This is a genomic window from Chryseobacterium oncorhynchi (assembly GCF_002899895.1).
In the GTDB taxonomy this organism is placed as follows: Bacteria; Bacteroidota; Bacteroidia; order Flavobacteriales; family Weeksellaceae; genus Chryseobacterium; species Chryseobacterium oncorhynchi.
Genome location: NZ_PPEI02000001.1, coordinates 974,543 through 1,000,425, shown reverse-complemented (window position 1 = coordinate 1,000,425; position 25,883 = coordinate 974,543). Strand labels below are relative to the sequence as shown.

Annotated in this window: 28 protein-coding genes; 19 read left to right on the top strand and 9 right to left on the bottom strand. The window is 36.9% G+C overall.

Annotation, left to right across the window (positions count from 1 at the left end; genetic code table 11):
* Window positions 1-136: 136 nt before the first annotated feature.
* The 13 genes from C1638_RS04480 (at window position 137) to C1638_RS04420 (ending at window position 11,913) form a co-directional block, all read left to right on the top strand.
* Window positions 137-502 (top strand): hypothetical protein, encoded by a 366-nt coding sequence (locus C1638_RS04480; RefSeq protein ID WP_109618561.1) that lies wholly within the window; start codon window positions 137-139, stop codon window positions 500-502.
* Between the two features lie 152 nt (window positions 503-654).
* Window positions 655-957: an urease subunit gamma gene (gene ureA / locus C1638_RS04475; protein WP_109618559.1), complete on the top strand. Its 303-nt coding sequence runs from the start codon at window positions 655-657 to the stop codon at window positions 955-957.
* A 12-nt stretch (window positions 958-969) separates the two neighbouring features.
* Window positions 970-1,338 (top strand): urease subunit beta, encoded by a 369-nt coding sequence (gene ureB, locus C1638_RS04470; RefSeq protein WP_068944101.1) that lies wholly within the window; start codon window positions 970-972, stop codon window positions 1,336-1,338.
* Between the two features lies 1 nt (window position 1,339).
* A complete protein-coding gene (gene ureC / locus C1638_RS04465) occupies window positions 1,340-3,061 on the top strand; it encodes an urease subunit alpha (protein WP_109618557.1) in 1,722 nt (573 codons plus the stop codon).
* A gap of 85 nt (window positions 3,062-3,146) precedes the next feature.
* On the top strand, window positions 3,147-3,797 hold the full coding sequence (locus C1638_RS04460) for a hypothetical protein (RefSeq protein WP_109618555.1): 651 nt from the start codon (window positions 3,147-3,149) through the stop codon (window positions 3,795-3,797).
* On the top strand, window positions 3,787-4,296 hold the full coding sequence (ureE, locus tag C1638_RS04455) for an urease accessory protein UreE (protein WP_109618553.1): 510 nt from the start codon (window positions 3,787-3,789) through the stop codon (window positions 4,294-4,296). Before C1638_RS04460 ends, ureE begins: the two co-directional genes overlap by 11 nt.
* A 4-nt stretch (window positions 4,297-4,300) precedes the next feature.
* Entirely contained in the window at window positions 4,301-4,990 is a 690-nt protein-coding gene (locus C1638_RS04450) for an urease accessory protein UreF (protein ID WP_109619087.1), read from the top strand.
* Window positions 4,991-5,072: 82 nt separating this feature from the next.
* Window positions 5,073-5,711: an urease accessory protein UreG gene (gene ureG / locus C1638_RS04445; protein WP_106915183.1), complete on the top strand. Its 639-nt coding sequence runs from the start codon at window positions 5,073-5,075 to the stop codon at window positions 5,709-5,711.
* Window positions 5,712-6,500: an urease accessory protein UreD gene (locus tag C1638_RS04440; protein ID WP_109618551.1), complete on the top strand. Its 789-nt coding sequence runs from the start codon at window positions 5,712-5,714 to the stop codon at window positions 6,498-6,500.
* 194 nt (window positions 6,501-6,694) lie between these two features.
* Window positions 6,695-7,396 carry a hypothetical protein gene (locus C1638_RS04435; protein ID WP_109618549.1) on the top strand — a complete coding sequence of 234 codons (702 nt, stop codon included), beginning with the start codon at window positions 6,695-6,697 and terminating at the stop codon, window positions 7,394-7,396.
* A gap of 94 nt (window positions 7,397-7,490) precedes the next feature.
* A complete protein-coding gene (locus C1638_RS04430; RefSeq protein WP_109618548.1) occupies window positions 7,491-8,378 on the top strand; it encodes an urea transporter in 888 nt (295 codons plus the stop codon).
* 184 nt (window positions 8,379-8,562) lie between these two features.
* A complete protein-coding gene (locus tag C1638_RS04425; RefSeq protein ID WP_109618546.1) occupies window positions 8,563-10,809 on the top strand; it encodes a TonB-dependent receptor in 2,247 nt (748 codons plus the stop codon).
* A gap of 216 nt (window positions 10,810-11,025) precedes the next feature.
* A complete protein-coding gene (locus C1638_RS04420; RefSeq protein WP_109618544.1) occupies window positions 11,026-11,913 on the top strand; it encodes a helix-turn-helix domain-containing protein in 888 nt (295 codons plus the stop codon).
* An 8-nt stretch (window positions 11,914-11,921) separates the two neighbouring features.
* Here C1638_RS04420 and C1638_RS04415 read toward each other — a convergent pair whose 3' ends face one another.
* Both C1638_RS04415 and C1638_RS04405 read right to left on the bottom strand, forming a co-directional pair.
* Entirely contained in the window at window positions 11,922-13,031 is a 1,110-nt protein-coding gene (locus C1638_RS04415) for a DNA topoisomerase IB (protein WP_109618542.1), read from the bottom strand.
* A gap of 199 nt (window positions 13,032-13,230) precedes the next feature.
* On the bottom strand, window positions 13,231-13,668 hold the full coding sequence (locus tag C1638_RS04405) for a DUF6526 family protein (protein ID WP_109618540.1): 438 nt from the start codon (window positions 13,666-13,668) through the stop codon (window positions 13,231-13,233).
* Between the two features lie 330 nt (window positions 13,669-13,998).
* On the opposite strand from C1638_RS04405, the gene C1638_RS04400 reads away from it, so the two are divergent.
* From C1638_RS04400 to C1638_RS04385, 4 genes are all read left to right on the top strand, one after another.
* Complete coding sequence (locus C1638_RS04400; RefSeq protein WP_109618538.1) at window positions 13,999-15,768, top strand: aminopeptidase P family protein; 1,770 nt, start codon at window positions 13,999-14,001, stop codon at window positions 15,766-15,768.
* A gap of 307 nt (window positions 15,769-16,075) precedes the next feature.
* Window positions 16,076-16,642, top strand: a complete 567-nt coding sequence (locus C1638_RS04395; RefSeq protein WP_109618536.1) for a Crp/Fnr family transcriptional regulator — start codon at window positions 16,076-16,078, stop codon at window positions 16,640-16,642.
* Between the two features lie 53 nt (window positions 16,643-16,695).
* Window positions 16,696-17,718, top strand: a complete 1,023-nt coding sequence (locus C1638_RS04390; RefSeq protein ID WP_109618534.1) for a saccharopine dehydrogenase family protein — start codon at window positions 16,696-16,698, stop codon at window positions 17,716-17,718.
* Complete coding sequence (locus tag C1638_RS04385) at window positions 17,718-18,296, top strand: NAD(P)H-dependent oxidoreductase (RefSeq protein WP_109618533.1); 579 nt, start codon at window positions 17,718-17,720, stop codon at window positions 18,294-18,296. Before C1638_RS04390 ends, C1638_RS04385 begins: the two co-directional genes overlap by 1 nt.
* A gap of 90 nt (window positions 18,297-18,386) precedes the next feature.
* Here the strand turns inward: C1638_RS04385 and C1638_RS04380 are convergent, their stop codons facing one another.
* The 3 genes from C1638_RS04380 to C1638_RS04370 form a co-directional block, all read right to left on the bottom strand.
* The gene (locus tag C1638_RS04380; protein WP_109618531.1) at window positions 18,387-19,109 is read right to left on the bottom strand and encodes a siderophore-interacting protein; all 723 of its coding nucleotides are present in this window, start codon (window positions 19,107-19,109) and stop codon (window positions 18,387-18,389) included.
* A gap of 81 nt (window positions 19,110-19,190) precedes the next feature.
* Complete coding sequence (locus C1638_RS04375) at window positions 19,191-20,066, bottom strand: AraC family transcriptional regulator (protein ID WP_109618529.1); 876 nt, start codon at window positions 20,064-20,066, stop codon at window positions 19,191-19,193.
* Between the two features lie 36 nt (window positions 20,067-20,102).
* Window positions 20,103-20,738, bottom strand: coding sequence for a LysE family translocator (locus C1638_RS04370; RefSeq protein ID WP_109618527.1), 636 nt, complete (start codon window positions 20,736-20,738; stop codon window positions 20,103-20,105).
* Between the two features lie 250 nt (window positions 20,739-20,988).
* Between C1638_RS04370 and C1638_RS04365 the strand changes: the two genes are divergently transcribed.
* A complete protein-coding gene (locus tag C1638_RS04365) occupies window positions 20,989-21,570 on the top strand; it encodes a helix-turn-helix domain-containing protein (RefSeq protein ID WP_109618525.1) in 582 nt (193 codons plus the stop codon).
* 87 nt (window positions 21,571-21,657) lie between these two features.
* Window positions 21,658-23,145, top strand: coding sequence for a serine hydrolase domain-containing protein (locus C1638_RS04360; RefSeq protein WP_109618524.1), 1,488 nt, complete (start codon window positions 21,658-21,660; stop codon window positions 23,143-23,145).
* Window positions 23,146-23,223: 78 nt separating this feature from the next.
* Here C1638_RS04360 and C1638_RS04355 read toward each other — a convergent pair whose 3' ends face one another.
* Genes C1638_RS04355 through C1638_RS04340 form a run of 4 tightly spaced genes read right to left on the bottom strand, consistent with a single transcriptional unit; the run spans window position 23,224 to window position 25,859 of the window.
* The gene (locus C1638_RS04355; RefSeq protein ID WP_109618522.1) at window positions 23,224-23,769 is read right to left on the bottom strand and encodes a membrane lipoprotein lipid attachment site-containing protein; all 546 of its coding nucleotides are present in this window, start codon (window positions 23,767-23,769) and stop codon (window positions 23,224-23,226) included.
* A gap of 59 nt (window positions 23,770-23,828) precedes the next feature.
* Window positions 23,829-24,563, bottom strand: coding sequence for a hypothetical protein (locus C1638_RS04350; protein WP_109618520.1), 735 nt, complete (start codon window positions 24,561-24,563; stop codon window positions 23,829-23,831).
* 22 nt (window positions 24,564-24,585) lie between these two features.
* A complete protein-coding gene (locus C1638_RS04345; RefSeq protein WP_109618518.1) occupies window positions 24,586-25,017 on the bottom strand; it encodes a hypothetical protein in 432 nt (143 codons plus the stop codon).
* Window positions 25,014-25,859: a WG repeat-containing protein gene (locus tag C1638_RS04340; RefSeq protein ID WP_228428025.1), complete on the bottom strand. Its 846-nt coding sequence runs from the start codon at window positions 25,857-25,859 to the stop codon at window positions 25,014-25,016. Before C1638_RS04340 ends, C1638_RS04345 begins: the two co-directional genes overlap by 4 nt.
* Between the last annotated feature and the right edge of the window lie 24 nt (window positions 25,860-25,883).

Here is a 25,883-nt window from a genome sequence, read left to right as displayed (position 1 = left end):
GTTGTAAATAAGGCGATTATGAGTCAATGTGAATTTTCATTAAAATTGCATTTGTTGCGATTTTGAACATTTTAAATAAATTTTTTGATAGCCTACCTTTTAAGATTACTCTAATTTTACATCATTATTAACAGGTATGAAAAAAAGAGTCATATTTTTCTCTTTTGTATTATTTTTCTCAGCTTTATGTGTAAGTCTTTTTGCACATAAAGGGAAAACTGAACCATACTCTGATGTCTTATCAAAAATTCATCTTCTTCAGCAAAAATCGGATCAGCAGACCCAGCCTGAAATTTATAGTTTTTCAGATGCGCAGGATGCACAGGATTCCAATGATTGGGAGAAAGTAAAATTTGATTATTCAATACTTGCAGAACAATGGCTACACTATTTTTTTGCAGATTATTCTTATAATGCACAGGTGGCGGCTGTTCAAGGCGGTACCTATATTACAGCACCCAGATACATTCTGTATCATGCCCTGCAGATAGCAGGCTGCTAATCCTTTTTATATTTTAATGATGAATTATGGTTTGTATTAATGTACAGATCTATAAAAGTCATTTTCCAATTTTAAATTTCTGAACACTTCTTATTTGCCTTTACGACAAGGCAGACCAGATACTGTTTGCCCAATTTTAAATAAAAAATACTATGCACTTAACACCGAGAGAAACGGAGAAGCTTATGCTATTTCTGGCAGGAGAGCTTGCTCTAAAAAGAAAGGCAAGAGGCCTTAAACTAAACTATCCAGAATCAATAGCATTGATCAGCCATTTTTTGCTTGAAGGCGCAAGAGATGGAAAAAGAGTAGCTGAACTGATGCAGGACGGAGCCAATCTTCTTACTAAAGATGATGTGATGCCGGGCGTGGCAGAAATGATCCACGATGTTCAGATAGAAGCCACTTTTCCTGATGGAACCAAGCTGGTAACCGTACACAACCCAATCCGCTAATCCCTATTTATTATGATACCAGGAGAAATTTTTGTAAAAGAAGGTACAATTATCTGCAACGAAGGCAGAGAAACTGTAAAAATAAAAGTAACAAATACTGGAGACCGTCCTATTCAGGTAGGTTCACATTTCCATTTTTTTGAAGTCAATAAAGCCATGAGCTTTGACCGTGAAAAAGCTTTCGGAAAGAGACTGAATATTGTAGCAAGTACTGCAGTTCGTTTTGAACCGGGAGAAGAAAAGGAAGTGGAGCTGGTAGAAATAGGAGGAACCAAAAAAGCAATGGGCTTCAATAATTTAGTTGATGGACAGGTAGATTCTGAAGATCAGAAAAAAGCAAGCCTTGCAAAAGTTGAAGAGTTAAACTTTAAAAATCATTAAGATGAGCTTACACGTAGACAGAAAACAATACGCCAATATATTAGGTCCAACAGCAGGAGACAAAATCAGGCTGGGTGATACTGAAATTATCATAGAAATTGAAAAAGATTTCACCCATTACGGAGACGAAGCCGTTTTCGGAGGTGGAAAAACCGTGCGTGACGGGATGGGACAAAACGTAACTGCCAAAAGAGATGAAGGTGTTTTAGACCTTTGTATTACAGGAGCAGTAATCATTGACCACTGGGGAATCGTAAAAGGGGATATCGGAATTAAAGACGGTAAAATCGTAGGAATCGGAAAAGCAGGTAACCCTGATACGATGGATGGTGTATCTCCTAATATGATTATCGGAGCTTCAACTGAAGTTCACGGAGGAAAAGGATATATCGTAACAGCCGGAGGTATTGATACCCATATTCACTATATCTGTCCACAACAGATCGAAACATCTTTGTATAGTGGAATCACCACAATGATCGGAGGGGGAACAGGCCCTAATGATGGAACTAACGCTACAACGGTTACTCCGGGTAAGTTCAATATGCAGAAAATGCTTGAGGCAGCAGAAGAATATCCAATGAATCTTGGATTTTTTGGGAAAGGAAACTGTTCTGAAGAAGGACCTATTGAAGAGCAGGTGGAAGCAGGTGCTTTAGGAGTAAAGATTCATGAAGACTGGGGAGCAACGCCTGCAACGATAGATGCAGCCTTAAAAGTAGCAGACAAATATGACGTTCAGGTGGCCATTCACACAGATACTCTAAACGAGGGAGGTTTCTTGGAAGATACAATGAGAGCAATCAATGGAAGAGTAATCCACACATTCCATACAGAAGGTGCTGGTGGAGGGCATGCTCCGGATATCATTAAAGCAGCAATGTATCCCAATGTATTACCGGCTTCTACAAACCCAACACGTCCTTACACAATCAATACTATTGATGAACACTTAGATATGTTGATGGTATGCCACCACCTGAGCAAGAATATACCTGAAGATGTAGCATTTGCAGATTCACGTATTCGCCCTGAAACGATTGCAGCAGAGGATATTCTTCACGATATGGGAGTGTTCAGTATCATGAGTTCCGATTCTCAGGCAATGGGAAGACCGGGTGAGGTCATCACAAGAACCTGGCAGACAGCCAGTAAAATGAAAGAGCAGAGAGGTGATTTAGCAGAAGATAAAGATAGCGGTAACGATAATTATCGTGCAAAAAGATATGTTGCGAAATATACCATCAACCCTGCCATTGCACACGGTATTTCAGAATATGTAGGATCTCTTGAAGAAGGGAAATTAGCAGATTTAGTGATCTGGAAACCTGCATTATTTGGAGTAAAACCTGAAATGATTGTAAAAGGAGGATTTGTAATTGCCGCTAAAATGGGAGACCCAAATGCATCTATCCCAACGCCACAGCCAATTATCTACAGAAATATGTTTGGTGCCCACGGAAAAGCTAAGTTTGGTATTTGTGCCAACTTTGTTTCTCAGGTTTCTATCGATAACGGAACCATTGCTTCTTACAAATTAGAAAAAATGATTCTTCCGGTAAAAAACTGTAGAAATATTTCCAAGGCAGACCTTATCCATAATGACAAGACTCCTTTAATTGAAGTAAATCCTGAAAACTATAAAGTAACGGTAGACGGTGAATATATCACTTGTGAACCGGCGGAGAAACTTCCTTTAACACAGTTGTATTACTTGTTCTAAAATAAACCTGACTGATCTTATAGGCTTCCAGTGCCTATAAGATTTACTCAAGCAAAATTTAAAATAATTATAGAATAAGTTTAGAATGAAATATTTAAATAAAACAGTTTTTTCATTTGCACTAGCCGGATTGTCTATGCTTTCAGGGAATATAAACGCTCAGTTGCTGGGAGGGCACAGACTTAAAAGTGATGAAGACGGCCCAAAAGGGCAGTTTATGGTCTACGGTTCATTGGATTACTCTAAAGTAACTACACCATCCAGCAGCAGCAGTACTGTTTCCAGCGCCCCGCTTGGAGTAGGGTACTTCATCAACAATAATGATCTTGTTGGAGTCAATTATGCATATTCTCAGAACTCTGTTAATCATGATGTTGTGTATAAGCAAAATGAAGCAGGAATTTGGTATAGCCCATCATTGATGCTCGGAAAATATTTCGTGCTGATAGGACAGGTAGATGCTCATTATGTTTGGGGACAGCAGGTGTCCGGAACAGCAGACTCTATGCAGAACTTTACAGGATTCCGTCTTCGTGCTTATCCTTTAATCGGGATATTGCTTGGAAGTGGATGGGCCCTGAAATTCAAATTTGCTGAGCTTTCTATGCTTCAGACCAAAGTAAAAGAGGTGGGCTGGACCAAAAGCTATGTGGCAGGAATCAGTGGTTCAACATTCGGAGTAGGCATTTCTAAAAACTTTGACTTCAGAAAAAAATCGAAAAAAGATGATAATTAATCAAACCATAGGCAACCTAACCGAAAATCCTACAGAAAAAATGATAGATTATCTGGATCTGGAATGGTTTGAAACCACCAAAAGGATCCAACGCAAAAAAACCAGACTGGGAACCGATATAGCCATCAAATTTCTTAAAGAGGGACAACGCTTGCGTGAGGGTGATATTCTTTTTGAGGATGCAGAAAAAGTAATAGCGATCAATGTTTTGGAGACAGATGCTATTGTAATGGAACCGGGTTCTCTATTGGAAATGGGAACCGTATGTTATGAAATCGGAAACAAGCACATTCCGCTTTTCATTCAGGATGATAAAGTGCTGCTTCCTTTTGAAATGCCCATGTTCAGATGGCTGGAAGCAAGTGGTTTCAAACCGGAAAAACAAACCGTAAAGCTGTTGAATCTTCTTAAATCCAATGTAGAGCCTCACGGACATGGAAGTCTTGGATCAACAATCTTTACTAAAATCTTAAAAATGGCAGCTCCAAAAGATGAATAATACTATGAATATCAATTTTTTGTCAAGTCTGCTTCATCTTGCAGATCCAACACTTCCGATTGGAGGTTATACCCACTCTAACGGACTGGAAACCTATGTACAGGAAAGAATTGTCCATAATCTGGCAACAGCAAAGGAATTTGTGCAAAACATGCTTCAGTACAACCTTAAATTCAATGACGGAGCTTTTGTAAAACTGGCTTATAAAGCAGCAGAAAATGATGATTTACAATTACTGTTAAAGCTGGATAATGAATGCAATGCCATAAAATGCCCTAAAGAAATTCGCCAGGCCAGCCAAAAATTGGGGTTAAGGCTGATCAAGATATTTAAGAGAAGAGATAATTTTCCTTTTATGGAAGCCTTTGAAAAAGCAATTCAAAACAAGGAAGCCAATTCTCATTACTGTATTGTGTTCGGGGTATATGCTTATTTAATGAAAATTCCTTTATACGAAGCATTGTTGGGCTTTTATTATACCTCTGTTGCGGGAATGATCACGAATGCAGTGAAGTTGGTTCCGCTGGGGCAGCTTGACGGGCAGGATATTCTCTTTTCCCTGTATCCTGTAATGGAAAAAACAGTCTGGGAAACAATGGAACTGGACAGGGATATGGTAGGGCTTTGTAATACAGCTTTTGACATCAGATGTATGCAGCATGAAAGGCTTTATTCAAGACTTTATATGTCGTAGATCGTTGAAAAGGAGAAAGGATTCTTTGTTAAATAAAAACCTTAGCGCTCCAGCGTTAAAAACAAAATAAATTTTAGAAAAAATGGAAAATAGAAAATATATAAAAGTAGGGGTAGCAGGACCTGTAGGATCAGGAAAAACTGCATTGCTAGAACGTTTAAGCAGAAAATTATTCGGGAAATATGATCTTGGAGTAATTACTAATGATATTTATACCAAGGAAGATGCTGAATTTATGGCTAAAAATAGTCTTCTTCCACACGACAGAATTATTGGAGTAGAAACAGGAGGCTGCCCTCACACTGCCATTCGTGAAGATGCAAGTATGAACCTTGAAGCAGTAGATGAGCTGGCAGAACGTTTTCCGGATATTGAATTGGTTCTTATTGAGAGTGGTGGAGATAACCTTTCTGCGACATTCAGTCCTGACCTTGCAGACGTTACTATCTTTATCATTGACGTTGCAGAAGGAGAAAAAATTCCTAGAAAAGGAGGGCCAGGGATTACAAGATCAGACTTATTGATCATTAACAAGATTGACCTTGCCCCTTATGTTGGAGCGAGTCTGGAAGTAATGGAGAATGATGCCAGAAGAATGAGAAAAGGAAATCCATTCGTATTTACCAATCTTAAAACAGATGAAGGGCTGGATAAAGTAATCGGTTGGATTAAAAAATATGCTCTTTTAGAAGAAATTGAAGAACCGAACCTTGTAAGATAAATGGATAGTCGTTTAAATATTATCGCAGGATTCAAGGGAGGAGAATCATATGTGAAAGATCTTTATGTTTCACTTCCTTTCAGGGTTGTTTCTGTAGGACAACGAAAAAGCGATAAAAAACTGTATCAGATGATAATGAGTTCTTCTCCCGGAATTCTGGATGGAGACCATTATCACCTTGATGTGGCCCTTGAAAAAGGAGCTTCTCTTCAGTTGCAGTCACAATCGTATCAGAGGCTTTTCAATATGAAAGATAAGGCACTTCAGGAGCTGAATGTTACCATGGAGGATGAAACGTCTTTCGCCTATGTTCCGCATCCCATTGTTCCTCATGAAGATTCTAACTTTAAAAGTAAAGCCAATGTTCAGATCGGGAAAAACAGCCAGATTATCATCAGTGAGATTATTACCTGCGGAAGGAAACACTATGGAGAAGTCTTCAAGCTGAAACGTTTTCAAAACCTTATGGAAATCTACCATCAAAATAAACTGGTAGTGAAAGATAATGTAGTGATTCAGCCTGATATGATTCCCATCAGCAGCATTGGAAACCTGGAACAATATACCCATCAGGGAACTTTGATATTCTACAGCACAAAGGAGAATGTAGACAAGAATGGGTTGATAGAAACCATTGTGGAGGCAGCTTCAGTACATCTTGAAGAAATGGAGGTAGGAGTTTCTGCCATGGAAGAGAATGGTTTTGTAGTAAGAGCTTTGGGGCATGGAGGAGAATTGATGTACAATTTCTTTCTTCATATTCAGGAAATTCTCTGGTCTTTAGAATAAAAAATTAAAATGATTCTTATGTAGGTTGAGAGTATAGTTGAATATTAAAAAAAACTGCAGATTGATCAGATTTTCGCATTGAACTCAAGCATAGTCATCTGCGAAATCTCCAAAATCTGCGAGAAAAATGTTCAATAGAAAAAAGATTTACCCAAAACTTAACAAAGAATCTGGAATAACAGAATACATAGAAAATGGATAGTACAGTTTGGGCGCTTCTTTTGAGTGCCGTTTCAATAAGTTTTATACATACAGCATCAGGACCGGATCATTACCTGCCGTTCATTGTGATCTCAAAATCCAAGAAATGGAGCGGAATGAAAACAGCAGTTTTAACCGTTGTTTGTGGGTTAGGACACGTATTAAGTTCTTTGATTTTAGGATTTATCGGTGTGTTTTTAGGATGGCAGCTGAATAAAATATCATGGTTTCAGGATATCAGGGGAAATTTTTCAGGATGGGCACTGCTTATTTTCGGGGGAGTTTATCTGGTATATGGGCTGGTTCAGGCCATCAGAAACAAACCTCATAAACATTTTGATGTAATGGGAGATGATGTGTATGTATATGAGCATAATCACAGTGAAGTGGTAATGCCGCAAAAAAGAATAAAAGTAACGCCGCTTGTCCTTTTTATGATCTTTGTAATGGGGCCAAGTGAACCTTTGATTCCTTTATTATTTTATTCTGGAGTAAAGCATTCTATGTCGGAGATTATAGTGCTTGTTACTTCATTTACAGTAACTACGGTACTCACGATGCTTGGGATGGTTCTTTTAGGCCGTTATGGCTACTCAACACTATTCAATACCGAAAAACTTGAAAGATATATGGGAGTTGTCAGCGGAGCTGTGGTAACAGTTTGCGGAGTAGGAATGGTCTTTCTGGGATGGTAAGTGAGTTGGAGAGTGGTAGCAATAATTTTCAACTATAAACTCCAGCCTGAAATCTAACCTCTCATTATATAAAATACATTATACAAAAAAAACTATGGACGAATTTTTTAAAAAACTACCCTTTGTAGACAATGTTTTAAAAGGGATTGGGCAAATTATGCTTCAGGAAAACAGATGGACCGGGCTTTTGTTTCTCATAGGAATTTTTATGGGAAGCTGGCAATGTGGGGTAGCAGTTTTGCTTTCAACGGCAGCCGGAACCTTTACCGCCATGAAGCTTAAATATGCTCATTCAGAAATCAATGCTGGACTGTACGGCTTCAGTGCGGCACTTGTAGGGGTAGCACTATCATTTTTATTTCAGACGACCCTATTAATTTGGATTCTTATTGTGTTGGGTGGGGCATTGGCAGCCATTGTTCAGCATTTTTTTATTCAAAAGAAAATTCCGGTGTTTACCTTTCCTTTCATTATTATTACATGGGTCTTAGTATTTACGTTGCATCATTTTACCCATATTCCGCCGTCTGCGATGTTAAGTAGTGAAGTGGTACCTACTCAATATGATGATTTTCTTACCTGTACTAATGGTTTTGGTGAAGTAATATTTCAAGGAGGAGTTCTTTCAGGGATGATTTTCTTCATTGCTGTTTTTATCAGTTCTCCAGTTGCTGCATTATATGGACTTACAGCTTCTATTCTTGGTGCTGGATTATCACAGCTGAATGGGGAGCCTATTAAAGAAATCCATATGGGACTCTTTGGATTCAATGCCGTTCTTTCTGCTATTGTCTTTTCGGGGGTAAAAAAGACAGATGGGCTATGGGTACTTATTGCAGTTGTTTTAACTATTGTAGTCGATGATTTCTTGGTTGATAACAACTATCTGAGTGTGGTGGGTGGTGTATTCACATTTCCATTTGTAGTAGGAACATGGATTACACTTTTCATTCAAAAGCTTTTTATAAAGGTAAAAGGATAGCGCCGGGTTTGAGTTTTATTAGACAGAAATTGTACTAATACAATTCAATAAGAGCCCTCTAAGCAGACATTCATAAGTCAAAAGATTAAAATTATATAAAAGAATTAACAAACTTAATGTACAGTATTTCTAAGGTAAGCTTAGAATCAGAAATGCATTGTACATTTTTCAAAAAAAGATTAAAATGAAGATAACTAAAATAGCAGCAGTATTTCTGGTAATGGCATTCAGTGGTAAAACAATGGCTCAGGAAGCAGAAAAACAGCTGTTAATAAAAGATGCAGATGACAAATTTCCCATTGCAGATGCCCTGGTAAAATACGACCACGGAAATAGCCATACCCATACAGGAACAGATGGTACCTTTGCCATTCCTGTTAAATCTCTTCCCGATACACTGGTGATTAGCCGTCAGGGATATGATGAGGTAAAATGGGTAGTTACCAATGATGAAGATAAAAATAAAGTTATTTTTCTACAGCATAAACCGTTTCAGATTTCAGAAGTTGCCATCAATCACAGTTCATTTCTGTCTGCCATCACCAAAGTTGACCTGAATAAATTTCCGGTCAATTCAGCACAGGATCTGTTGAGAAAAGTACCAGGATTATTCATTGCACAGCATGCCGGAGGTGGAAAAGCAGAACAGCTTTTTTTAAGAGGATTTGATGCAGATCATGGTACAGATGTAAGTGTAAATGTAGACGGAATGCCTGTAAATATTGTTTCTCATGCCCATGGACAAGGATATTCTGACCTACATTTTGTGATCCCTGAAACAGTGAATAATATTGATTTCGGAAAAGGAGCTTATTATATGGACCGTGGAGATTTTAACACGGCAGGATATGTTGATTTTCAAACTTATAATGGGTTGAAAAATAGTATGATCAAGCTGGAGGGAGGATCATTTAATTCCAAAAGAGTATTGGGAATGTTCAATATTCTGCATGATGATCTGGGCAGAAAAAATGCCTATATCGCTGCGGAATACAACTATACGGACGGACCTTTTGATGTAAAACAGAACTTTAACAGAGTCAATATTTTCGGAAAGTATAACCAATGGCTTACTGATAACGATTATTTCAATATTCAGTTTTCAACATTCAATTCTTCATGGAATGCCTCAGGCCAAATCCCTGAACGTGCCGTAGACGAGGGAATTATTGGCAGATGGGGGAGCATAGATCCTACTGAAGGCGGGAAGACTTCCAGAACAAATCTTCAGATGAATTTTAAGCATATTATTTCGCCTTCTGAGCAGATAGATGCCATGGCTTTTTATTCAAAATATAACTTCAACCTCTATTCCGATTTTACCTTTTACTTAAAAGATAAAGATCACGGAGATGAAATTCAGCAGACAGACGGAAGAAATATCTACGGTGCAGAAGTGAAGTATACCAAAAGTTTCTCGCTTCCCAACAGCTCACTGAACTGGACCTCCGGAATAGGATTAAGAAATGATGATATCAATACATTACAGCTTAACCACGTCTATCACAGAGATCTATTACTCAACAAAATGTCAGACGTAAACGGAACGGAAACCAATCTTCATGCCTACACAGGGTTAGTTTGGAAAACAGGAAAATGGACAATCAATCCTGCATTGAGAGTAGATCATTTTATTTTCAATATGCATAACCTTTTGGATGCAGAACAATTACCATCCGGACAATCTAAGGAAGCAACAAGGCTAAGTCCTAAACTAAACTTCTCCTATGCACAGAACGATAACGTAATGTGGTTCCTGAAAACAGGAATGGGCTTCCACTCCAATGACCTGAGAGTAGTGGTTCCAAATAAAAACCAAAATACCCTTCCTTATTCCATTGGTGCCGATTTTGGGGTAAGATTACACCCTTTCAAATCGCTTATTATTACTCCTGCCGTTTGGTATATGGATCTGCAGCAGGAATTTGTATATGTAGGAGATGATGCCGTGGTAGAACCATCCGGAAAATCAAGACGTTTTGGAGCCGATCTGGGAATTCGTTTTCAGCCATTGGAAAACTTTTACCTGAATGCCGATATCAATTACTCCCACGGAAGATTCATCGAAGAAGAAAAAGGCCAGGATTACATTCCATTGGCACCGGTAGTGACCAGTACAGGATCTGTAAACTGGGACTTCCTGAACGGTTTCTCATTAGGACTTCAGTATCGTTACCTTGGAGAAAGACCAGCCGTGGAAGATAACAGCATCAAGACAAAAGCTTACTTCGTAAATGATCTGATGCTTTCCTACAACCGTCAGAAGTGGGGAGCGAATATTCAGGTTAACAACCTTTTCAATGTAAACTGGAATGAAGCACAGTTTGCAACAGAAACCCAGTTGAAAGGAGAAGCAGAGCCTATCACAGATCTTACTTACACACCGGGAAGCCCGTTTGGGGTAAGAGTAGGAGTGTACTATAAGTTTTAAGTATAATGTATAATGTATAATGTATAATGTATGGGCATCATTATTTACTAAGTAGCCTAAAATAAATGGAGTATAATTAAAATAAGAAGAAAAATTCCTTTTATAACAACAATTATTGATAACGTTATCTATATATTATACATTTTACATCCGACATTGTACAAAACGTACCCATATAATCAATTTCAGCATTAAATTTGTAATAATCAATTCATCATGGAAGTATTATCCAATTTTCAATACAAAAAACTGTTTCTACCGAATATCGCGGAGAAAATATTAGTCAATAATTCGGATATACAGCTTTATCGGATAGAGAATTATCTTAAAGGGATTCTTATGCCGGTCATTCCGTACCGTACAACTTTTAACTTTATTATTTTCGTTACCAAGGGACATATTAAACAGTATCTTGAAAATAAGGAATACCATGCTGAAAAAGGAGGGGTGATCTTCATTAAGCAGGGAACAATAACAGCAACTGTGGAATTATCTGATGATATTGAAGGTTTTTTTCTTGCCTACGAAAATAATATTCTGTCTGAACAGGAGCTCCCCAAGCACAAAAGCAGTATTTTCTTCATGACGCCTTTCCTGAATCTGGATAGCCTTACGTATGGAACCATTACGCAGCTTCTTCTCATTATGGAACAAGAATTATGGCTAAGCAATCTTAATGTTAATGATGTTGTAGTCACCATGCTTCACCTTATTCTGATTAAAATGCTGAGTACAGATTCAGATACCCATCACAAATCTGCGACACGCCCTATGGAATTGTCTCTTCAGTTTCGGGATCTTTTGTTCAAATATCATGTCGGGGAAAAGCGAGTGGCATTCTATGCTGATAAACTATCTGTAACAGAAAGTTATCTGAATAAATGTGTAAAAAGCGTGACCCAGAAATCACCAAAACAATGGATTAATGAGATTGATATCAATTACAGTAAAGCATTACTTCATTCCAGTAAGGATATTGCAGAGATTGCCTATGAACTGAATTTTCATACCGCGTCCCACTTTACCCAGCTTTTCAAAAAAATAGCAGGCATTACCCCGAAAGAATACAGAACTCAGTTTTTGAAAACCAGGGTTTCTAAGTAAATATAATTTTAAACGACTATTTTTTCATTTTCCAGAATTTTAAGAACAAGCTTTTCTTCTTGCGTTAGATCAGCTTTTCCGTCATTTTCTTCAATAATTTCCAATTCGTCAAGATATTTTTTGATCGTATTGTTTTCATAAAGATTGATAACCAGGGGATGTACATAGTATTTCTTGCAAACGGCAGTGGTGTTTCCGAGGTGTTCTGCAACAATATCCAATGCCTCCTTTACATTCTTTTTATATTGGGTATCGTTTTCTGCATATCCAATCTCCTTAAAGGCAATCAATGCACTTACAGTTCCGGACCAAGTCCTGAAATCCTTGGCGGTAAAATCTTCGCTACTTATTTCCTTGATGTAGTCATTCACCATCCCGGAATCTATGGAATGTAGGTTTCCCTCCTCATCAAAATATTGAAAAAGCTCCTTTCCTGGGATATCTTTGCATTTTTGTACCAGTCTCGCCAATTTTTTGCTCCTGAGATCTATTTGATGCATAACCCCTTTCTTTCCCTTAAATGAAAATGTTATTTTTTGTCCCTTGATTTTTACATGTTTATCCTTTAATGTAGTAAGGCCAAAGGAACCATATAGCTTTTCATAAACATTATTGCCAATACGGATATTGGTTCTTTGCAATAGACTTACAATCAGTGCAAGAATTTTACGTTTTTCAAAGGTCCTCAAGGCGAGGTCCTGTTCTATATGAAGTCGGATATCCGGTAGTGCATACCCAAATTGCAGCATTCTGTAGAATTTTGTATGATTTCTCAAGGCGCTCCATAAAGGATGATAGCGATACTGTTTCCTTTGTTTTGCATCGAAACCTGTTGCCTGAAGATGCCCGTTTTCCAACGCACAAATCCATACGTTTTCCCAGGCAGGTGGAATCACCAGCTTATTAATTCTAGTGATTTCATCTTTCTCCTTTATTTTTTTGCCATCCTTGTAATAAGAATACTTTTTACCGTTTTTTTTACGAGTAATTCCGGTATTTTCTGCATCGGTGGTATATACGAGTACCGCCTTTGCAGAAGCTTCCGGATCCTTCATGATTTTTACAATCTTTGATGGCTTAAGGTGAGAGATCATCTCCAAATCTGTATTCTCCTCCATAGAAAATGGTTAAGAGTTTTTACCCTTCGAAAAAATCAGTAAAAGAATCACTACTATTACACAGACTAGGAGAATTCCCCACCACATTCCAGCCTTAAAAATTGTTTCAACCGCTGTACAGCCTGTTAAGGTCAACAAACTGAATATCGTTATACTGTAAAAGCTCCACTTTTTCATAGCTTTATATTTTGTTGGCGTATTAAACTCTGAGTTGATCAGCTTTCCAGTTTTTAATAGATCTCTTGATCTCATCCCCGGAAATATTTTCATTCAGTGCTTTGTATAAAAGGTCCTTAAATTCATCATCATACGTAAATCTTAGGGCCGCAATTTGGTCAAATCTTAATTTTTCAACCGTTTCATCAGATCTTTTATTGAAAATCTCGAAATACCGTTGCCTGAACTCAAGAACTATCATACGATTCTGAAGCCCAAGAGCATAATGCTGCCTTGTCATAAACGCAAGATAAAAAAGCAGAAATATCACAATAGAAAATAGGCTCCAGATCAGCTTATTATCAGGATCGCTCCCTATTTTATAGATTCCAAATATCTCTAATATGATCAATAAAGGAAGATAGATAAAATGATGAGGTGGATAAAACTTCCTGTGATTTTTGTAATTCTGCTGTTTCATATCGTAGAATACAGCAATAATCTTTCCAAAAACTTATTATTTTAATAATTAAATAGGTTTTGTGCAATGAAATATGTTTGGTTTTTTATTTAATTCATTGAAAATTTTTAAGTATTAAAAGAAAAATAAAGAAATATTATAGAATCGAATAAGCGAGTTACCATTCATCCTAAAAGAGATACAATTTTCAAACTCAATGATCAGATATACCGATTAATGCCGGCCACCAGAATTAATAAAAAAATAACAGATTATTAAGGAAAATAGGACGTTGATTTAACTCTTTGACTTCAAATTTTTCGTAACTTTCGGTGTTTAAAAAAGAAAAGAATGACTTCAAAGGAAAAAGTTGCTGCGCTTCGTGAGGAAATGCAGAAAAATAATGTTGATGCATTTATAGTATATTCTGCAGATCCTCATATGAGTGAATACCTTCCTGGAGAATGGCAGGAGAGATCTTGGCTTTCAGGATTTTTAGGTTCTGCCGGTTTTGTGGTAATTACCCAAAATAAAGGCGGACTTTGGACAGACGGAAGATACTTTACACAAGCAGCCTTTGAATTGGACGGTTCAGGAATCGACCTTTTCAAAGACGGAATGGAAGGGACTCCCAATTATATCGATTGGATTATTTCTGAAATTCCTGCCGGAGGTAAAGTGGCTGTAAATGCCTTAGCTGCTTCTAATGCCAATTGGGAACTGCTTTCGCAAAAATTTAATTCAAAAAATATTACCCTTGCTGATATTCCTCTTTTAAAGGAGGTTTGGAAAGAAAGGGGAACCCCATCTACTAATCCGATCTTTGTACATCCTGTAGAAAGAGCCGGTAAATCTGTGGCTGATAAACTTTCTGCTATCCGTCAGAAGATGGAAGAGCAAGAGGCAACTGTTCATATCATCTCCAGTCTGGATGATGTAGCATGGACCTCTAACCTGAGAGGTAGCGATGTAGAAAGCAATCCGGTATTTTTAGGATACATTGTAATCACTAAAAATGATGCTGTTCTATTCACAGGTTTGGAAAAACTTGAAGTAGCAGCCAGAAAACAAATGGATGATTCTTTCGTAAAAATGATGCCTTACGAAGAATTCTATAACTATCTGAAAAAATTCAAAAATGAAAAAGTATTGGTTTCTCCAAACAGTAACCAGCAGATTTTTGAAACATTAAAGGCAGATAACCAATTTATCGAGGCTCCGGTTCCTGGAAACCTGATGAAAGCCCAGAAAAATGAAGCTGAATTGGAAGGTTTCAGAAAAGTAATGGTAAGAGATGGAGTAGCCATGGTAAAATTCCTTTACTGGTTAACTCACAATGCAGGAAAAGAAGCAATGAATGAATACTCCATCGGTGAAAAACTGAGAAGCTTCCGTGCTGCAGGAGAAAACTTTGTAGGAGAAAGCTTCGGTTCCATTATAGGATATAAGGATAATGGTGCTATCATGCACTATTCTGCAAAGAAAGAAGGAAGTAAAGAGGTAACCAACGAAGAAACGATCCTTGTAGATTCAGGAGGTCAGTATCTTGAGGGAACTACAGATATTACAAGAACTTTTGCATTAGGAACGCCATCAGAAGAGTTCAAAAGAAACTCTACATTGGTATTGCAGGGATTAATTCGCTTATCAATGGTAAAGTTCCCGAAAGGAACAAAAGGGGTACACCTTGATGCCATTGCAAGACTTCCGTTATGGATGGAAGGGAAAGATTTCAACCACGGAACAGGACATGGAGTAGGAAGCTTCATGAATGTTCACGAGGGGCCACAAAACATCAGAAAAGATTTGAACCCGCAGGATCTTCTTCCGGGAATGGTTTGTTCTAACGAACCTGGATATTATCTTGAAGGACAATACGGAATTCGTCATGAAAACCTTATTGCAGTGAAAGAAGCAGAAAAAACGATTCACGGAACATTCTATGAATTTGAAACATTAACGTTCTGCCCGTTCTTTAAAGATACTGTTGTTAAAGAAATTCTTTCAGAAACAGAAATCGAATGGTTGAACAGCTACCACAAAACATGTGAGGAAAAAATAGGTCCTCATTTGGATGGAGAAGTTAAAGAATGGTTCTTACAGCTGGTAAGCCCACTTTAATAAACCAGACTTAAACATTAAAATCTGATATTGAGCCTTAAACCTCAATTTTAAACAAAATAATTGTTAGATAAGCTAAAGTCCTGTAAGTATTTCTTGCAGGGCTTTTTCATTTATACAACCGTATTTTTACGGATAAAACTTTAGGGATTCCCCTGATGCGGGGAAATTAGACTGTATTTATCTTTGTGACAACAAAACATCATTCATATCTTCATACAATAACTTAGTAAATTCAAAACGGTTGATCATCCCACTCTGGGATGATTTTTTTTATTTATTTTCGCCGTACAAGAAACTTGAAACAATGGTACATGATTTTTTTCGAAGCTTTAATCTATTTTCAGAAAGAGAGATTGAGGAGTTTTTACAGCTTTTTGAGCTTAGAAAAGTAAATAAGAATGACTATTTCATCCACGAGGGCGAAAGATGCAGAGAGGTTGCTTTTATTAAGTCCGGTATTTTTCGTTCTTTTTATCTTTCTGACGACGGAAAAGATATGACCTACTGTTTCAGGTTTCCTAACACACTCATGGCGGCGTATTCATCATTTATTTCCGGATCTCTCAGTAAAGAAAATATGCAGGCCATTAATGATGCAGAACTGTTGGTTCTTAAAAAAGAATCAATGGATGCCATTGTACAGGATGATCTTAACTGGACCAAGTTTTTAAAAATTATTGCTGAACAAGAATACCTTGAGCTTGAGAATAGGTTTTTCCAGCTTCAGAGAGACAGTGCCTCCCAACGTTATGCAGCTCTTCTGGAAAACTATCCGGACTATATTCAAAAAATTCCGTTACAGTATCTTGCGTCCTATTTGGGGATTACTCAGCGACACTTAAGCCGTATCAGAAAGGAAATTTCTTTTTAGACATTTGTCCTGTTTATTGGCTTCCTAGCTCTATAATTTTGTAAAAAAAAGATATGGAGCACAATATTCTCATCATTGGAGGAAACGGACTGGTAGGCAAGACTATTGCCCGTATATTACAATCAAGAAACCCTCATGTGACTATTTTTATAGGAGGAAGAAAAGGCGGAAAGACAGAGCGGGATTTGAAAATTGATGTAACGAACCCTGCTTCTTTTCAGATTATTTCTGAAAAAAAAATAAACCTGATTATTCTGTCAGTGAATGATAAGTCTGATGAGGTTTTGCGTTATGCGATCAAGAATAATATTGACTACTTAGATATTACAAAACCCACTCCCGATCTGGCAAAAGCCTATGACATCGCAGGGAATTCAGACATAAACAGTAGAATTGTCTTCAGTTCCGGCTGGATGGGCGGTATTGTACCGGGGCTGGTCAATACTATTTCACAGGATACGAATACCATTCAGGAGGTGAAGCTTTTCGTATACTATTCTGTTAAAGATCTGGCAGGCGAAAGTTCTGCTCACTTTATGGCAGAAAATGTGGCCGTTCCTTTCCATGATTATAAAAATGATAAACCTATTTCTATCAGACACTTTTTAGATACTGAAACCTTTGATTTTTCCTTTGGGATAGGGAAAAGGAGTGCCTATAATTTTGATGTTCCGGACCTTTATATCCTCAACAAAATAGAAAGAATACCTACTGTAAGTGTTAAGATGACTTATAATTCTAAGTTTATTACTTGGCTGCTCGGTAGTTTTCAATATTTAAGAATCTTTAATATCTTATCTTTAAAGGAAAGAAAAATGATTTTCGGGTCCAGTGGAAATGGAGATAAGGCTGTCTTTGAAATTATTGTAAAAGACAAAAGCGGGAATAAGAAACTAAGTCTGCAAAGTACAAAGGGACAGGCAGAACTGACTGCATTGTCTGCCGTTCTGCATGCGGAAGAACTGGCACGAAACCCTCATGAAAATAAGGTGTATTTTAGCCATCAATTGCATGAACCATTGTCATTACTGGCGCAGCTTAATGCTTATGAAACGATTAACATCAACCTATCATAATGAAAAAAATAGCCATTATCAACGGACATCCCAATAAGGAATCTTTCAATTTTGGAGTAGCTTCGGCCTACAAAGAAGGAGCCATGAAATCAGGTGCAGAAATAAAGGAAATTATCATTGCTGATCTCAATTTTAACCCTAATCTACAGTTTGGTTATCAAAAAAGAATGGAGTTGGAGCCAGATTTGATAAAAGCATGGGAAATTATTAAGTGGGCAGATCATTTGGTTTGGTTACATCCGGTGTGGTGGGGTGGTTTGCCGGCTCTTATGAAAGGTTTTATAGATCGACTATTTCTTCCAGGATTTGCTTATCAATACAGAGAAAATTCGGTATGGTGGGATAAACTTTTAAAAGGAAAAACAGCGCATATCATCACAACTCTGGATCAGCCGGGTTGGTATTATTGGCTTGTCTATGGAAAACCAAGTGTTAATCAGTTGAAAAAATCAACCTTGGAATTCTGTGGGGTAAAACCGGTAAAGGTGACTTATTTAGGAATTATCAGGAATTCTAAAGAAGAGCAACGGGCGAAATGGCTGGAAAGGGTGAGAGGACTTGGAAGAGGGTTAAAATAAAGACTTTTTCACAGATGAGGTTGAGCTAAAAATAGTCTGCGATTCCTGTAACCTTACTATGCTAAAGTTGCAGGAATCGGACTTGTTTTTTTATAACCCTTTCTTTCCTTCTATCCAATAAGCCTGTGATTTAATGCACTTCGGAGCCACGTCCTTAGCTTTAAGAAACTTTCGGAGCAATGACATTCTTTCTCCATTTCCGGTGAGATAGAAAATAACCTCATTGTTATATACCGCCTGCTTTTCTTCCTGTAAAAAATCATTTAGAGCCTCTATGATACCCATTGTGTTGTTTTTAGGAGCATGATAGCCATATAAACTGAGTGCTTCCAAGGCAGCTGGTTCCTCAAGCTCATGAAGACATATGTAAGAACAGGTAGACTTTTCTGCAGCCTCTTTAATGGAAAGTGAACTCCCCAATGAAGTTTCATCACCTATGGAGAAATGAATTTTAGCATTGGCATCAAAAAAACGCTTGCCTCTTGGCATCAACATTTTTATAGGATCTCCAATGGATAAACGGGCTACAAAATCACTTCCTACAGCTGTGGTGTCATGAAGATGAAATACAACATCGAAAGTTCCTGATTCTTTATTAAAATTGAAAGGAGAATAGTTACGGAAATCCCGATCATTAATTCTTATACCTATGGCAAAGGCCGGCTCGAAGTGAACATCCTCTAAGTCTGTTGCAAAACGAATTCTACGAAGATTAGGAGAAATATTTTCTATATCAGCAACGGTGCAGGATTTAAATTTTGAGGACCAGACATTTTCTATCGTGTCATTGACCCATTTTGGTAAACTAGACATAAATATTTTTATTGCAAAGGACGTTGCAAAATTGAAATATACCGATAGCCGTTTCAGGGAATTGATTGGACTATTCGTGGTTTATGATCTGTTTTGTGTTTTTGCTCGAAATTCTGATGGTGATATGCTTTCCAGCTTTGAAAATAAACGACTGAAATAAGTATGATCACTGTATCCCAATTCATAGGCTATTTCTTTTACTGTAAGATGGGTAAAAGCCAGTAATCGTTTTGCCTCCATTAAAACTTCCTGATGAATCCAGTGTTGTGCCGGTTTTCCTGTCACTTCACGAATAACCTCTGTAAGATAACCCCTTGAGATATTTAAAGTCTCTGCATATTCTGATGGACTTTTCAGGGTTTTGAATTCTTTCCTTACTAATATTTTAAATGCTCTTGTCAGTTGTAATGCTCTACTTTCACCGGATATTTCTGAATAGTTCTCACACGAATAAATAAAGGAAAACATACCAGTAAGGGCATTAAGCAACGATTGGATAATTAAACACCCCTGCTTGGAAGTAGTAAATGTCTCATTGGTATAAGAAACATACAGCAGGTTGGCAATATTATTCAGCTTTTCAATCCAGCTTGTATCAACTGGGAGAGGCTGAATGATCTCCAAAGATTCCTCAAAGACAGAACGTACTGCATCCGGAACGAGATCTGCTTTAATCGCTATAAACCATCCATAAACATCTTCCATTAAAAGCCCTTGATGTACCTGTCCGGGTAATACACAGAAAATGGTAGGATTCTGAGCTTCCATAATATTAAAATCCACCATCATTCTTACATGTCCGCTTTCCATGCAGGTGAAAATATAATGATTATCGCGATGTATCCCCTTATCCAAAAGCTTATCTTCCGAACTGCTGCTGCGTTTTTCCATTCTTTCAATAAGAAAAGAATGCTGGGAAATGTCACTTAAATCATAGGTTGGAATAGACTGCTTCATCTCTTGAATTGATATTGTAAAATTTACGATACTCCATTATTTAGCCTTTGAAAATGCCATTTTCACCGCTAGATAAGTCAATACACTGGCCATAAACCACTTTTGTACTTTAATCCAAATCGGATTATGGGAAAAGAATACCGCCACTCTTGCTGCCGTAAGGACAATCACAAAATTAACACTAAAGCTTACGAAAACCTGAACAACACCAAGCTCCAGACTTTGAGTGAATACAGAGCCGTATTCAGGCTTGATAAACTGCGGAAAAAAAGATAAATAGAAGACAGCCACTTTCGGGTTGAGTACATTCGTTAAGAACCCAACCGTAAAAAGCTTTTTAGGGCTGTCATAGGAACTACTTTGCTCAACATCAAAAATATTTTTACTGTTAGGTTTAATAGCCTGATAAGCTAAATATAAAAGATAAATCGTTCCTAACACTTTAAGAACTGTATAGGCAAACGGAACAGCCAATAGAACAGCCGTTAAACCAAATGAGACCATAACAATGTGAAACAAAAAGCCACAAACGACTCCTGCCAGCGAAATAAAACCGGACTTCTTTCCCTGAGTAATTGATTTTGAAATCAAATAAATCATATTTGGTCCAGGGCTAATCACTAAGACAAGCGCTGCCAGAATAAAAAAGAAGAGTTCATGAAAGGGTATCATTTCAATTATTTTTTATGCAAATGTCTCATTAATTAAGACAAGGAGCAATATTCTTATCAATAATTAATAAAAAATCAATAGAAATAACATCTATTTCAACTGTGAGAAATATCTCTGATACCATTATTATAATCATTGATTAAGGGAGGCCAATTCTTTCCATTATTGTATGTTTTTAATTTTGAAAAAGCTGTAAATTAGCTGCCAGAAATTGATTAAAAAACACCTCTTTTTTAGAATATATCAAACTATGTCCAAGCTAAAAACCGCAAGAGAACAGAAGAATCTTACTCAGGAAGAATTGTCAGAGAAATCCAAGATTTCTGTCAGAACAATTCAGCGGATAGAGGCTGGAACAGAGCCAAAGGGGCATACCTTAAGGGTTCTTGTACAGGCATTGGAGATAGACGAAATTTTGTTACAGGATATAGCCATAACTCCTGAAAAGGCTGAGGTAATAGACGATAACATCATAACAGAAGTAAAAGAAGAGCAATCCGATATCAATTATTCCCAGATCAAAATAATCAATCTTTCCTCCCTGCTATTCATTCTGTTGCCACCATTGAATATTCTGGTTCCGTTTCTTCTGATGTTTAAAATGAGGCAAAGAAACACCTTAGCCAGACAGATTATTTCAGTTCAGATGATATGGACAGTTATGGCACCTATCGTATTCATGTTGGGGATCTTTTTAAAGCTTGGAAGACAGTTTACATTGGTACTGATGATCTTTATTGTGCTTTCCAATGTATTTATTATTCTTCGTAATGCCGCAGAGATTGATAGAAATAAAAAACTATATTACAGGTTGAAATTCAGTATGATATAATTTCTGTCAGGGCATTGTCGGGTTTTTGTCGGGTTCATTTTTAGTCAAAAAACACTTAAAAATATAATCTTTGTCAAAAAAATAACAATGACAAAGTCTGCTCAATTTATTCTCTTTTTCTTCATTCTGTTTTTTAGCAGTATCCATGCGCAAATCGAAAAAAAAGATCCTCTTTACAGAACAATTATTTCAAAAGATAGTTTACTTTTTTCGGTAGGATTCAATACCTGTAATATAAAACAGACAGAAATTCTGCTAAGCGATGGGCTTGAATTTTATCACGATAAAGATGGCTTTTCCGATAAAAAAAAATTCATGACCGATTTTAAAAATGGATTATGTAAAGATCCGGATACCTATCGAGCCAAAAGAGTTCTGGTGGATAAAACGACTCAAATTTATCCGTTATATAAAGATGGAAAAGTCTATGCTGCCATTCAGAATGGGGATCATGTCTTTTATGAAAAAGAAAAAAATCAACCTGAAAAATTAGTTGGAGGAGCCAAGTTCACCAATCTCTGGACTTTAGAAAATGGAGACTGGAAGCTGAAACGATCGCTAAGCTTTGATCACCATTCTAAGGAAGCTAATGATCAGAAAATAATCTTTGAAAACGATCAGGAAATTGAAAACTGGTTAAAGGAAAATAAAATCCCAACACTTGGATTAGGAATTATTGATGGGGGAGAATTGAAGCAGGTAAAGGTTTTTGGAGAAATAAAAAAGAATGTTTCGGCACCTTATAACACCTATTTCAATGTGGCCTCTCTTACCAAACCTGTAACCGCAATGGTTGCATTACACTTGATAAGTCTGGGAAACTGGAAACTGGATGAACCTCTTGATGCCTATTGGACAGATCCGGATATTGCCAATGATCCGAGACATAAAAAACTGACGACTCGACTTATTCTGAGCCATCAGACCGGATTTCCCAATTGGAGATGGATGAATGCAGACAAAAAACTGAATTTCCAATTTGATCCGGGAACAAAATATCAATATTCAGGAGAGGGCTTTGAATACCTTAGAAAAGCTCTGGAAAATAAATTCAAAAAACCATTGGAACAACTTGCTCAGGAACTTATTTTTCAACCCATTAAAATGAGTGACACTAATTATATCTGGGATCAAAACACCAATGAATCAAGGTTTGCCATTGGGTATAATGAAAAAGGAGAACCTTACCCAACAGAAAAGAATAAAACAGCTAATGCTGCAGATGACCTTCACACAACGATAGAGGATTATGGAAACTTCATGGTTAATGTTATGAAAGGAAAAGATCTGAATCCGGAAGTATTTCAGGAAATGATCAAAAAACAGTCGAAAATAAAGGAAGATGTCTATTTCGGATTGGGATTTTCAGTATATGATCTTGGAAATGGTGACTATGCGCTGTCTCATGGGGGAGCTGATAAAGGAACAAGATGTATTGCCTTTGTATTCCCAAAAACAGGAAAAGGAATCCTGATATTTACCAATGTGGATGATGGCTACAAAGTATATGAAAAGCTAGTTCTTCATTACCTGGGAGCACAGGGAAAGAAAATTGTTGATATAGAAAACAGATAATGATAAGGTTGATAAAAAAAGTCTGCTCCCTAAAAATAGGAGCAGACTTTTTTATATTTTACTTTAAAGCAGATGTTTCTACTTTACCTTTTCCAAAAGATATAACTTGGCACCGGAAAAAGCCATTTTAGGCATCAGGTTACCCTCCAGAACCATAGTTTTGTTGTTAACATCAATAACTGAAATATAATTGTTGGAGTTGTATTCAATATAATTCTCCTTTTCCTTGGTTAAAGGGTTTTTTCCAAACTCCAGAGAATATTTTACCCAGTCTTCTTTCTCAGAACTGCAATGTACCGGCTTGAATTTAGATTTATTAGCTTTAAAAATAATCTGATCAAAACTGTCGACACATTCTGAAGTAAATGAACCGTCAGGATTTTGATCTTTAGAAAAATCCTCAAAAGAACCACGATAAACCCCTACCACTTTCCATGTTCCGTCCAGTCGGTCCTCATCTATTTTTCCTTTGGCTTTGCTTACAGCCCAGCTGATTCCGTTTACCGTTCCTTTTACCGCTTTATAGCCTATATTTACAGCTCCCGAAACTACTTTTGTAGCAGTTCTTACCACACAAGAATTCAAAACAAGAAGAGCAGAAGCCAGAAATATTATTTTTTTCATTTTGTCAAATTTTTTACGAAGATAATATTTTAAGATGAGTCTTATCCATACTAAAGTTTTTACTTTACCCAGCTACGCACTTTCTCAAAGAAGAAATCGTACAGTTTCTTATCAATATTATTGTGATCGTAGAGTGAAATGTTTTGTTCCGAAATACTCAGTAACAAAGAAATTTCATACTTTTTGGAGGTTATTCCTGGTTGAAAAATACTACTTTGGGACATGGCTTTTACATATTCCCGGAACTGCTCTTTGGTAAGCTTCTTATTCTTGGTGTGTGCCATTGTATGTTGAGATTGGTCAGACGAATAGAGTACATAGCGAGCGGTACCATCTTTTTTTATCGTTATTTCTTCACTTTCCCTGTTATCAGAATTAACACGTCGAATGTATAAGGAGTCTGCTTTTTCAAAATCCATTTTATGGTATTTTGCTTTATTATCCAGTCTGGTAAGGTAGTCTAAGCCGTGATTTGCATGGTCTTTTCTAAACGTTGCCTTTGAAAGATCAAGATGAGTATTGATGGAATCAGGCTTCAGAGAAACAAGCCCCTTTGTAAGCTGAAATGTTCCTTTTGCAAAATCATTGGTAGTATAATCCCCCTGGTCATTTTGCTGATACATACTGAAAGTTTCGTCTTCGTTTAACCGTATTATTTCCGTATTGGTACAACATCCATTGACTTTTGGAAGCATTTCTGATTGCATAATATAAGTTCCTGAAACCTGTTTGGCCTTGTTGCAGCTATTTAAAATTAGAGCTGATAAAAGGGTAATAGCTACTAGTAATTTCATTGGAATTCTGATTTGGTTATATTTAATTCTTCGCCGAAGGGGTCTCTCTTTTTTCAAAGGTATAGGTAAGATGATAATATATTTTGCCCTCCTGATAGGTTTTTCCCAGAGGATTTACTTCTTCACCCATTAATAACAATTTCTTTTCAGTCTGATTTTTCTGGTATTTTTTTAAAGTAGGTAGAAGATAAGATATCTGCGTGGTTTTACCCTGCTCATTATCATTAATAAATAACCATTCATCAAATTTTTTATTGAAATAACAAGCTAAGTTACCACCCATTTTTTTTGGTCCGGAATACTTGAGTTTAAATCCTTTTTGGGTTAAAAGACTGTCTGCTTTCGCTCCATTGGGCATTACATCGTACCAAATATTGGAAGATGTTAACGTTTGTGCCGATGACAGGAAAAATCCAGTGGTAATGGCTATAAGAATTAATATTTTTTGTTTCATTTCTTTATTTTTTCCTTTCTGAGCAGTTTTCCTTCCTGACTGAAATAATAGTAGACATCGTTCTTCAAAAGCTGTATCTCCTCACCAGTAAAGAGCTGTTCAGTGTATTCGGCGGGGATAATTGTTTTTAGCTTAAAATCAGAGAGACCATATAATCCGTTTTTCTGAATAATAACAGAAGTATCCGTAAGAGTAACAAGTTCTGTATCACTTAATTCTACAATGTATTTTCCTTTTTCATCAATTACACCCCATTGATCTCCAACTCTAACAAGAGCATGATATTGATTCTTACTTTTTACAAGATGAAAACCATAAATTTCGTCATACTGAAAAGGAATAAGGATCTTGTTATGAATGTCTATTATCCCTTTTTTGCCGTTCTTTTTAGCAGCAATAAGGTTGCTGTACATCGGATCAAGAGTTTCATATTCTATAGGGATTAATATTTCATTTTTATCATTTACAATTCCGTTCAGATCATTTTTATAAACCATGATAAAGCCATTTGTAAGGCCAATCATGCTGTAATTATTATCAAAACCAATGATCCATTCTCCTTTTCTGTTCAGAATACCAAACTTTTCAGTATTGGGAATATGCTCTTCTTTTCTTCTTCCTGATTCCTCATATTCATGGTCAGCCTTGGAAACCAGATAATAACCATCTGTATTATTGGAAGCACTGCAAAACTGTGGCGGAACCACATTGGTACCATCTGCAAGATAATAACCAATATATCCTTTCTTTCTGTCACTTACAGGAAACAGTTCAGGATACTTTTGTGCAAATATCAAAAAGCAGGGAAAGGATAAAAGCATTGAAATTATCGTTTTCTTCATCATATTATTAAGCATTTGTCACTC